The sequence below is a fragment of the Mycobacterium sp. NGS18 genome (genome assembly GCF_059813185.1).
The window spans coordinates 1-10,809 of record NZ_JCALEC010000023.1; the positions used below are offsets into that span (position 1 = coordinate 1).

Annotated in this window: 11 protein-coding genes; 8 read left to right on the forward strand and 3 right to left on the reverse strand. The window is 66.3% G+C overall.

Annotated elements, in window-relative coordinates:
• Positions 1-816, reverse strand: an 816-nt coding sequence (locus AC5Y31_RS21600; protein WP_499982916.1) for a helix-turn-helix domain-containing protein, incomplete at its 3' end; no start/stop codon positions are given.
• A 282-nt stretch (positions 817-1,098) separates the two neighbouring features.
• Here AC5Y31_RS21600 and AC5Y31_RS21605 point away from each other — a divergent pair.
• Complete coding sequence (locus AC5Y31_RS21605; RefSeq protein WP_131810548.1) at positions 1,099-1,539, forward strand: hypothetical protein; 441 nt, start codon at positions 1,099-1,101, stop codon at positions 1,537-1,539.
• A gap of 44 nt (positions 1,540-1,583) precedes the next feature.
• Positions 1,584-3,188: an adenylate/guanylate cyclase domain-containing protein gene (locus AC5Y31_RS21610; RefSeq protein ID WP_065024498.1), complete on the forward strand. Its 1,605-nt coding sequence runs from the start codon at positions 1,584-1,586 to the stop codon at positions 3,186-3,188.
• A gap of 6 nt (positions 3,189-3,194) precedes the next feature.
• On the opposite strand, the gene glsA is transcribed toward AC5Y31_RS21610, so the two are convergent.
• A complete protein-coding gene (gene glsA / locus AC5Y31_RS21615; RefSeq protein ID WP_499982918.1) occupies positions 3,195-4,469 on the reverse strand; it encodes a glutaminase A in 1,275 nt (424 codons plus the stop codon).
• A 94-nt stretch (positions 4,470-4,563) separates the two neighbouring features.
• Between glsA and AC5Y31_RS21620 the strand changes: the two genes are divergently transcribed.
• The 6 genes from AC5Y31_RS21620 (at position 4,564) to AC5Y31_RS21645 (ending at position 9,431) form a co-directional block, all read left to right on the forward strand.
• Positions 4,564-6,069, forward strand: a complete 1,506-nt coding sequence (locus AC5Y31_RS21620) for an AlkA N-terminal domain-containing protein (protein ID WP_499982919.1) — start codon at positions 4,564-4,566, stop codon at positions 6,067-6,069.
• Entirely contained in the window at positions 6,066-6,557 is a 492-nt protein-coding gene (locus tag AC5Y31_RS21625) for a methylated-DNA--[protein]-cysteine S-methyltransferase (protein WP_499982921.1), read from the forward strand. The genes AC5Y31_RS21620 and AC5Y31_RS21625 overlap by 4 nt, the downstream gene beginning before the upstream one ends.
• Positions 6,558-6,606: 49 nt before the next feature.
• Positions 6,607-6,951, forward strand: a complete 345-nt coding sequence (locus AC5Y31_RS21630) for a hypothetical protein (RefSeq protein ID WP_499982922.1) — start codon at positions 6,607-6,609, stop codon at positions 6,949-6,951.
• A 162-nt stretch (positions 6,952-7,113) separates the two neighbouring features.
• On the forward strand, positions 7,114-8,136 hold the full coding sequence (locus AC5Y31_RS21635) for a hypothetical protein (protein ID WP_499982923.1): 1,023 nt from the start codon (positions 7,114-7,116) through the stop codon (positions 8,134-8,136).
• A gap of 12 nt (positions 8,137-8,148) precedes the next feature.
• Entirely contained in the window at positions 8,149-8,709 is a 561-nt protein-coding gene (locus AC5Y31_RS21640) for an LpqN/LpqT family lipoprotein (RefSeq protein ID WP_499982926.1), read from the forward strand.
• Positions 8,709-9,431, forward strand: a complete 723-nt coding sequence (locus tag AC5Y31_RS21645) for a hypothetical protein (protein WP_499982927.1) — start codon at positions 8,709-8,711, stop codon at positions 9,429-9,431. Before AC5Y31_RS21640 ends, AC5Y31_RS21645 begins: the two co-directional genes overlap by 1 nt.
• Here AC5Y31_RS21645 and AC5Y31_RS21650 read toward each other — a convergent pair.
• A complete protein-coding gene (locus AC5Y31_RS21650; protein ID WP_499982929.1) occupies positions 9,428-10,597 on the reverse strand; it encodes a PE-PPE domain-containing protein in 1,170 nt (389 codons plus the stop codon). The two genes, AC5Y31_RS21645 and AC5Y31_RS21650, sit on opposite strands and share 4 nt — an antisense overlap.
• Positions 10,598-10,809 lie beyond the last annotated feature (212 nt).

Genomic DNA, 10,809 nt, shown 5'->3' on the forward strand with positions numbered 1-10,809 from the left:
GGCGACTTCGGTGCCGCCGGACGTGGCAGCGACGACGAACGCCGAAAGCCCCCGATCAACCCCAACCCAACCACCGCTGTCTGCGGCGTCTCGAGGCTGGTGGTGGTGGGCCGGGTGTATGTCAGCGGCTTCGACATTCAGCGATAGCCACCACCGGCCGACGTGCTCAGTGACGGTGGCGAACAAAATCTCGGCGCGGTCCTTGGCAAGCAGGCGGCGTAGTCGGCGGGTGTCGTCGTGGACGGCGATCTGGCCGATGCCGGGCAGCGTGAGCGACCGCGGCCGGCCATCCTCGCCGACGCGGATCGCCGCCCGCCGGCCTTTGGGGTGCTTGTTGCGCAACCGAAACGACGGGATCGTACGGGTCTTCTTCTTGAAGCGAGGAAAGCCGACTCGCCTGCCTTTGCGCTTGCCGGCCCGGGCATCCGACCACGCTTTCAGCCCTTGTCCCAGATCGACAGCGGCTCCCTCGAACACCTGCTGACAGACCTCGGTCCGCCACGACAGCCCCGTCACATCCAATTCGGCCACACCGGCGGCATCGACGGTGAAAACCCGGCCGGCGGCCTCGGTCTTCTTCCACGCGTTGAACACGTTGATCAGATCAAACCCGGTCCACGGCACCTCGATGTTCGAGTTGGACTTCCGGTCGTTGAGTGCAGTTTTGACCATCCGTAGACACTGGTTGAATGCGAACCGGGCCGCCCCGGCATGTCGGGCCAGCACATCGATCTGCTCGACGGTCGGGTCGAGGCAGAACTTAAACGTCGTGTGCCGGGTCATCACCGCGAGCATCGCATAGGCCACCGACAACACGCTGACATGCAAGAATATGTCGAAACACCTGATCGCAGATCGGTAGTTATGTGACCTCAAACCGCCGCACCGGCTCCCCGACGAGTCCGATCTGTCCGGCACCGCCTGGGCGCGCATCGACCGATTCGTCGTGCCGGAACATCCACACGGTGGCCGGACGTGCCCGCCCCAGCGGTGGCGCCAATATCTCGACACGATCCTCTACCTTGCTGCGCACTGGCAGCGCCTCGCGGTATTCGCCCGCAAGCGGGAGGTACCCCCTGCCGCGCCAAGGCATCTCCGGTGGCCGGTCCGCGCGGATTCGAAGGCGCTAAGAAGATTGACGGCTTCAAACGCCACATCCTGGTCGACAGCGCGGGCATAATGGTCGCCGCCGCTGACGTGCAGGATCGTGCAGCCTTTCCCGAACTCCTGGGCGAAGTGACACGGGTCGCGCCGACCATTGCCCACCTCTGGCTGGACAACTACACCAGGACTACACCGGCACCACCGTCGCCGATTCAGCCACCAAGGCCAGCGTCAGCATCGACATCGTTTCCGGCCCAAAATCAGCCAGCCGGTACCAGTTACAGCCACGCCGCTGGATTGCCGAACCTACCAATAGCTGGATCAATCACTGCCATCGACTCGACCGCCACTACGAAATCACCCTCGCAGCACATCAGGGATTCGGCGATCCTCAGCCAGATTGCCATGCTGCTACGCCGACTCGACCGCAGCTAATTGTTCGACACGGCGCAGCCCCGAGCAATTATTCTTACGCCACGATGAAGCCGCCAAAGACGACCGCGCAACGCCTGGGCCGGATCCTGGAGCTGCTGACCCGCCAGAGCGGCCGGCTGCCGGAAACGCCCGAATACGGCTCCTGGTTGCTGGGCAGGGTCTCGGAGAGCCAGTATCTGCGCCGGATACGCATTCAGTTCATCATGACGGTGGTCATCGTGGTGACCAACCTGCTCGGGATCGCCGTGGCGGTGATGCTGGTGACGGTGGCCTTTCCGACGCCCAGTGTGTTCGCCGACGCCCCGACGTGGCTGACCTACGGTGTTGTTCCGGCCTATGTCGTGATCGCGATGGTCTTCGGCACCTACTGGATCACCCGGCGCACCATCAAGAGGTTGCGCTGGGCGATCAAGGAGCAGCAGCCCAGCCGGGCGGATGAGCGCAACGCCTTCCTGGCGCCGTGGCGGGTGTCGCAGGTCGTGCTGGCGCTCTGGTGCGTGGCGGCGGTGCTGTTCACGCTGCTTTATGGAATGAAAAACAGTATCTTCATTCCGATTGTGGCATTCACCGTGGGTATCTGCGGCATCCAGGTGGCCACCGCCTGCTACCTCTTCACCGAGTTCGCGCTGCGGCCGGTGGCCGCGCAGGCACTCGCCGCCGGGCGGCCGCCCCGGCGGTTCATCTCGGGAATCATGGGCCGCACCATGATGGTGTGGCTACTCAGCTCGGGTGTGCCGGTTCTGGGTATCGCGCTGACGGCGATATTCGCCCTGGTGCTGAAGAACCTCACCATGACCCAGTTCGGTATTGCGGTACTGATCATTTCGGTTGCCACCGTGGTCTTCGGATTCCTGCTGATGTGGATCCTGTCCTGGCTCACCGCTGCCCCGGTGCGGGTGGTACGCGCCGCACTCAAGCGCGTCGAACAGGGCAACCTTCGCGGCGATCTGGTGGTGTTCGACGGCACCGAACTCGGTGAGCTGCAGAGCGGTTTCAACGCGATGGTGCACGGGTTGCGGGAGCGCGAACGGGTACGCGACCTGTTCGGTCGCCACGTCGGGCGCGAGGTCGCCGCCGCGGCGGAACGCGAACGGATACAGCTGGGCGGCGAAGAGCGCCACGTCGCAGTGCTTTTCGTCGATATCGTCGGCTCGACGCAGATCGTGACCGCCAAGGCGGCGACCGAGGTCGTCACTTTGCTCAACCGGTTTTTCGCGGTGGTCGTCGACGAGGTCGATCGCCACCGCGGGCTGATCAACAAATTCGAGGGCGATGCGACCCTGGCGATCTTCGGCGCCCCGAATCACCTCGACCAGCCCGAGGACGAAGCGCTGGCCGCCGCTCGAGGGATCCTGTCTCGGCTAGCCGACGAAGTCCCGGAGATCCGGGCCGGTATCGGTGTGGCGGCCGGCCAGGTCGTCGCCGGAAATGTCGGCGCCAAAGAACGTTTCGAATACACCGTGATCGGCGAACCGGTCAACGAAGCCGCCCGGCTGTGCGAGTTGGCCAAAGCCCGGCAGCTACCGCTGTTGACCACGGCGCCGACGGTGCTCGCCGCCAGCATCAGCGAGCAGGCCCATTGGGTGCTGGGCGAGTCGGTGGTACTGCGCGGCTACGACCAGCCCACCGTGCTGGCCGGCCCGCTGTAGCCGGCGTTACCCGGCCTGCTTCTCCATCGCGGCGAGGGCGGCCTCGACCGTGTCGAACACCAGCGCGCCGTAGGCCGCCGGGTCGGGCGCCACCGCGCCGCCGGGATCGACGAGCAGCCCCTGCTTGCCGCGGCTTTGCAGATCGTCGGCCAGTCCGGCGAGCAGGGCGCGCGCTGGATCGCTGATCGCGTGCAGCCGCGACACGTCCAGGATCGCGATGTCGAAGTCACCACACTCACGGGTGGCGGTGCGGGCCACCTGTTCGGCACCCGCGAAAAGCAGATCGCCGTGGACCTCGTAGACCCGAACGCCGGGGCGGGGGGTGTACGCCCCGCGAATGGCCGCGTGGGCTTCGCTGCTCACCGTCAGGAAGTGCAGGCCGAGCTGTTGGGAAAGGCTGCGGCACACCAGGACCCCGCGCACACTGTTGCCCTTGGCGTTGATCCGCGGCGAATAGACGCCGATACCGAGCTGGCCGGGCAGCACCGCCACGATGCCACCGGCGACGCCGCTTTTAGCCGGCATACCGACCGCGCTGACCCACTCACCGGCGGCGTCGTACATACCGCAGGTGACCATGACCGACAGCGTGCGCCGCACCACGGCCGCGTCGGTCACCTGCCGGCCGGTCAGCGGGTTGAACCCGCCGCGCGCAAGCGTCGCGGCCATCCGGGCCAGATCGGTACTGGTGACCTTCAGCGAGCATGATCGGATGTAGACGTCGAGTGCGTCGTCGGGATCAGCACCGAGCGCGCCGAAACTCTCGAGCAGGTAGGCGATCCCGCGGTTGCGGCTGCCGCTGGCCTTCTCGGATCGGTAGACGTCCTCGTCGAAGTCCAGGCCGCGGCCGGCGCAGGCGCTGTAGAACTCGCGGACGAGGTCGAACCGATCGTCGGCCGCCTTGCCCGGGATCAAGGAGCACGCCACGATCGCGCCGGCATTGATCATCGGATTCTTCGGGACGTTGGTGACCTGATCGACGCTGATCCTGTTGAACCCCTCACCGGAGGGTTCCACGCCGATCCGCGCGTCGACGTCTTCTTGACCCAGCTGATCGAGCGCCAGGGCATAGGTGAACGGTTTGGAGATCGACTGCATCGTGAATTCCACACCGGCGTCGCCGGATTCGTAGACATGACCGTCTGAGGAGGACAGCGAGAGGCCAAAGCCCGTAGGATCGACCCGGGACAGCTCCGGAATGTAGCTCGCCAGTGCGCCGACGCTCACGTCGGCGTGTTCGGCCAGGATCTCGTCCAGGTACCGCTGCACCAGTGCTGTCACGCCCAGATGGTAGCCCCGCGACCCCGTACCGCTCCGGCACTATCGTGTCGCATTTCCGCTAGTGTCATCGGCCGGCGCGTGCCATGGTTACAACATGCACGACGACTTCGACCGCTGCTATCGTGCCGTGCAGTCCAGCGACGCCCGCTTCGACGGCTGGTTTTACACGGCCGTGCTGAGCACCCGGATCTATTGCCGGCCCAGTTGCCCGGCGCGCCCGCCCCTGGCGCGCAACGTGCGGTTCTACCCCAGCGCCGCCGCCGCGCAGCGCGCCGGCTTCCGGGCCTGCAAACGTTGCCGACCGGACGCGGCACCGGGCTCTCCGGAATGGAACATCCGCGGCGACGTGGTGGGCCGGGCGATGCGCTTGATCGCCGACGGCACCGTCGACCGGGAGGGGGTGACCGGACTTGCCGGCCACCTAGGCTACTCCGCCCGCCAGTTGCAGCGCCTGCTGCAGGACGAGGTCGGCGCCGGCCCGTTGGCGCTAGCCCGCGCCCAGCGGGCGCAGACGGCCAGGATCTTGATCGAGACCACCGATCTGCCGTTGGGCGACGTCGCGTTCGCGGCCGGGTTCGCCAGCATCCGGCAGTTCAACGACACGATCCGTGCCGTGTGTGCCACCACCCCGACGGCGTTGCGGCAGCAGGCGGTCACCCGGTCGACGATCCAGTCCGACCGGAATGCTCCCGGCCCAGGGGCGCTGTCGCTGCGCCTGCCGGTGCGCACTCCGTTCGCGTTCGAGGGTGTCTTCGGGCATCTGGCGGCGTGCGCGGTTCCCGGCTGCGAGGAGGTACGCGAGGGTGCCTACCGACGCACCCTGCGCCTGCCGCACGGCAACGGCATAGTCAGCTTGTCTCCGGCCGCCGATCACGTCCGATGCAAGCTGGTGCTCGAGGACTTCCGGGACCTCACGGCCGCCATCACCCGCTGCCGGCGGTTGCTGGACCTCGACGCCGATCCCGAGGCTGTCGTCGAAACACTCACCGAGGACCCCGAATTGGCGCCGGTCGTGACCAAGGCGCCGGGTCAGCGCATTCCGCGGACGGTCGATGAAGCCGAACTGGCGGTGCGGGTGGTCCTCAGCCAGCAGGTGTCGGTCAAGGCGGCCCGCACCCACGCGCGCCGGCTGTTGCTCGCGCACGGTGAGCAGATCGCAGATCCGGCCGGCGGGCTGACGCACGTGTTTCCCTCGGTGCAGCGCCTCGCCGGCATCGATCCCGATCAGCTCGCCCTGCCCCGGGCACGCCGGCGCACCTTGCTCGCCCTGGTCGCGGGGTTGGCCGAGGGCACCGTCGTGCTGGGCGCGGGCTGCGATTGGGACCGGGCCCGGCACGCGCTGTTGCAGATTCCCGGTGTGGGTGCTTGGACGGCGGAGGTGATCGCCATGCGTGGCCTGGGCGACCCCGATGCCTTTCCGGTAACCGATCTCGGGGTGCAGGTGGCCGCCCGGCAGTTGGGCCTGCCGGAGCAGCCGCGGGCGCTGAATCAACGCGCCGCCCGCTGGCGTCCCTGGCGGTCCTACGCCACCCAGCATTTGTGGACCGCACTCGACCACGCCGTCAACGACTGGCCCCCGACGTCCCAGGAGATCGCATGACCTGCCAACGCACCATCGACAGCCCGATCGGCCCGCTCACGCTGGCCGGCGACGACGGCAAGCTCAGCCATCTGCTGATGCTCGACCACTCCCACGCTCCCGACCGCACCGGTTGGCGACGCGACGAGACCGCATTCCCCGAGGTGGTCGAGCAACTCGCGGCGTATTTCGCCGGCGATCTCACCGAATTCGACCTGGCCTACCAGATGGCCGGTACGGAGTTTCAGCGTCGGGTGTGGACCGCGTTGCTGACGATCCCGTACGGCCAGACCCGCTCGTATGGCCAGTTGGCCATGCAGATCGGGGCGCCGACCGCATCTCGCGCCGTCGGGTTGGCCAACGGGCGCAACCCGATCTCGATCATCGTCCCGTGCCACCGGGTCATCGGCAGCAACGGCAGCCTGACCGGCTACGGCGGCGGAGTCGACCGGAAACGGGCGCTGCTGGATCTGGAGCGCCAGCACAGCCACGCCACGCTGTTCGACTGAGCCCTCCTGCTGAATTGGCCATCGCCGCCGATGCCGATAACCTTCCGTGGTGACCACACCGGGGCTTCGGGTCGTGCCGGAGGGGTTGCGCACGCTGGCACAGCGCTGTGATGCCCTCGCTGGTCAGGTCAGGGCGTCGTTGCCGACGTTAACCGCACCCGCCTGGCAGTCCAGCGGGGCGGCGGCGACGGCGGTCACTGCGGGTGCGAACCGGGTCGGCGCGGTCCTCGCCAGCCGGATGCAGGCGTCAGCGACCAAGCTCACCGAGGCGGCCCGCGACTACGAGGCGATGGACGACGGTGGCGCCGCGGCATTGGCCGCAGTGGACTCGGGTGCCCTCAGCGGCTACCCGCGCGGGGACGGCGGCGCCGGCGGACGCGGGCTACCGAGGTAGCCATCGGTGACGCTGAGTAACGGTTGGCCGTCGCTGTCCGAAGTGAGAGCGGCGAGCTGGGAGTACCTCAAGATCTCCGGCGAGGACTGGTCCCGGCTTGCTGACACGTGGGAGAGCGCCTTCGACGAGGTCCGCAACGCGTCGGTGCGCCCCGGCGGGACGGTGTGGGAGGGCAGCGCTGCCCATGGCATGCAGGAGCGAACTGCTGCCGATGCCGTCAAGGTGCGGACGCCGGCTGATCAGCTCCGAGTCGCTGCCGAGATCGCCCGACGATGCTGCGGCCGGCAGGAGACCAACAAGCAGTCGGTGCTCAATGCGGTAAATGCCGCTGTCCGTGGCGGTTTCAACGTCGATGACGACTACACCCTCACCGACACGCTGCCCTACTACCGTTCCACCGCGGAACGCGATGCGCGAGAGCAGGCCGCCGACGGCCACGCCAGCGCGATCCGCACCCGGCTCAACAACCTGGTCGATTCCGAGGCCGACATCGCCCGCGATCTGGCCACCGCCACCGCCGGGCTGGATCACCTCAGCTTCCCTGAAGAAGGCGCCGACGGCGGCGCGGGTGCAGCCGGCCTACCCCACACGACGCTCGCGGACGACCAGCACCGGACCACACCGAAGTCCGATCCAAACAGCACCGCTGCCGTCGAAAACGCCCCCGGATTCGTCCCGCCACTGAAAGATGTGCTGATCGCGGGTGAGGGCGCGATCGCCGGCGGCACTGCCGACGGTGTACGGCAAACAGTGCTCGACGTGGTCGCAAAGGGACCCACCACGGGCCCCGGTGCGCCTGACCCGGGCTTGTTGAAATGGTTTGAAGACCCGAAGGTCGGCGGCGTCGAGCTAAAGGGTTTCTCCCGAGTTGCTCGAGTGACTGGAGCCGCGAGCGCGGTTCCCGCGGTGATGTCGGACATTCATGACGGAAACTCGGTTGCCGAAGCTGTTACACGTGAAGGTGTGGGAGTCGCAGCCGGTCTCTGGGCGGGCGCACAAGCTGGCGGATTGGCCGGCTCGATAGTTCCGGGGGCGGGAACGGCAGTCGGAGTCGTGGTCGGTGCCGTTGCCGGTGCGGGCGCCGCCATGCTCGCGTCCAAGGGGGTCGAAGCGGCCTGGGATCCGGTCACAGATGCGGTGGGCAGCGTTGCGCGTGGCGCGAAGTCACTATTCGGTTTCGGATAGGCGGTCTGGACCATGCGATTCGATGAGTTCATGGCCCGGAACGGCGTCGCTGTGTCTGCGGTCGACCGGTTCGATGCGCTTGCCGTGGATGTGGGAGTCCCGGCGGACTGGGATTCTTTTGATTCCGCCCCGGGCATCGGCGTATGGGTGTGTCGCGACGACCCGCGCATCGACCAGTTCTGCCCCAACGCCGTATTGACGCTGCATCACGTCGAGGCGCCGCTCGATGCCGCCGACGTATTCGCCATGCTGTCCGAGCAGCAATTGCAGTCGGTACCGGGTTGCCGTGAACTGCACCGGGAACTCGCTACCGCCACTGAGGGGCCTGGCGTCACGGGAGTACTCACCATGCAGATCAACCACGAACTCGGCGTTCTCGGTAGCGTGTCCCGGTCCCGGATCATCACGAGAGAACGCGAGACGCTGATCGCCCAGCTGACGGTGACCGCGTTACACGACTCGCCGGTGGACTGGGAGAACATCTGGCTAGCGGTCCGAACGGGGCCGGTAAGTCGCCCACCCACCGGCAGTGACGGCGGCGCCCCGGGTAGCAGAAAGCAGGACGGTCGCTGATGGCGAGCAATGGAGCAAAAAGCCGCTGGGGGCGAGTAGCCCGTTATTCCTTCGGGGGTTTCCTGCTCTTGTTAGCGGCAGTGGATGCACGGGTCGGATTCCCGTGGTACGGGACTCTTGGCATCGTGTGCGCGGCACTCCTCATCGTCGTCGGCCAGCGTCGGATCATTCGGCCGGGCGTCGGCCGCACAGCCGGTGAGATCGTCTGCCGCTACACCCCGTGGTTCGAGGGAAACGCCTACATGGCAATAGCGATTGTCCCGCTAATGGGCGTAGCTATGGCGGCAGCGGGCCGAAACTCCGATTATCCCGCGTGGTTTCGTTTCGGCGGGATCCTCCTGGTAGGCGTGATGCCCTTAGCGCTGTTCAGCGTCCTACGGATGTGGCGCCGATGCCCGCTCTGCATCTCCCCCACTGGACTAAAGCTGCGAGCAGCCACACCCGGCTCTATGTTGACGGAAATCCGCCGCGAGGACATAGAGTCGATTACTCCCAAGATGGTCCGGAATTCGGTCAACGGCCAGTCGCTGCAGACCGAGATCGCCTACCGCGCCCCAGATTCGAACAACAGCGACCTCCAGACGGTCCTGCTCGGCCTACACCTGACCATCCAGCCGATCAACCTCGCCAACGCACTCGTCGCTTGGAAGGACGCGACCGACGAAGACCCGAATGAGCTGCTGGATCGGATCGAAGGAGTTCTCCGGGGAATGCCCGCTTAGCCCAGCAGGTCTATCGGGTCAGGCATGTCGTACGGGGTGGTGTCGGTGAACGCCGTCAAGAAATTGAACAGACCCGTCATCGCTTCCTCGAGCGACGGATGCGACGAGTCGAGGTAGCCGGCGAGGTATCCCTCATTGACGATCCCGGCCAGCGACAGGTGCTCCTGCAACGAGTAAATCGTGTAGGTGGCGGGGTCGAACAAGCTCGCGATCGAGTTGTTGACCCCGTCGACGACGCCTTTGCCCAACGCGGTGAGTAGCTCGCCGAAATCGATGTCGGTCGGGAATAGTCCGGATCCCGCCGCCACATCGACGTCTCCCGGCGGCCAACCATGATCGATGCTGCCGTAGCCAAGATTCACCAGGATCCGGGTGACGGGCTCCAGAAGCTCATAAAGCGGCATTCCGAAAATCGGGACCAACTGCAGCGGCGCCAATAGGGGCAGGATCTCGGAAGGCAGCATGTGGAAGGTGGTCAGCGAGTCAGGATCCGAGGTCGGCAGCTCGATCGCGTTCGCGATCTGCTCGGGCGTCGCACTCAGGTACACCGAGTGTCCGTAGATGAAGCCCAGCGCTGAGTTGAGGTCCGCCAGCGGGTTGAAGTAGGTCGGCTTGAACGCGACCGGGTCGTACTCGTAGTTGTAGACGTCGGTGTGATACAGGTCAGTGGGGATTGAGCTGGCGGCCGGGGAGCCGATCATCACAAACCGGACGAGGTCGTTCGATACGTCATGCTCGTCAAGCCATTGCATCAGCCCCACGGATATCGAGGCGCTCTGCGAGTAGCCGAACACCACGATCGGGTGCTCGGCGTCCACCTCTCCACTGTTCAGTCGCTCGGCCACCGCATTCTCAAGCAGCTGCAGGCCGACTGCACGCGAGGTGTCGCTGACGTTCTCCGGTGTGAACAGCGATACCAGCTCGCCACCGAATCCGTGCGGGCTCAAGAACAGATCATTGACGGCATCGAGGTAAGTCGGGGGCGGCTGCGGGATCCCGGTTCCGCCCATCAGGAACGCGACCCCATCCCCCAGCGCCGTGCCGTTACCCGTGAGCGAGAACGCCGGAGCCTGCGCCCTGGCCACCGGCGATGCCACCGGTACTCCGGCGATCAGGCTGGCGGTCGCGATGCCGGCAACGATGGGTAGGCAGTGGTAGGCGCGCACCCGATAACCTCCTGTTAACCCCCTTAAGTGAGGCTTAACGGTAAAGCGCCTCGACGGGTGGGGCAACCGGAATGAGCTATCTGGCCGCATTCTCGGCGAACCTGCCAGCAGGCACCCGACCAGGCGTGCGAGGCGGGGCTTGGCGCAGAGGGGACACGAGAAATGCGACAAGAATTGGAAACGCCCCCCGATTTCTCGGGGGGCGTTTCACT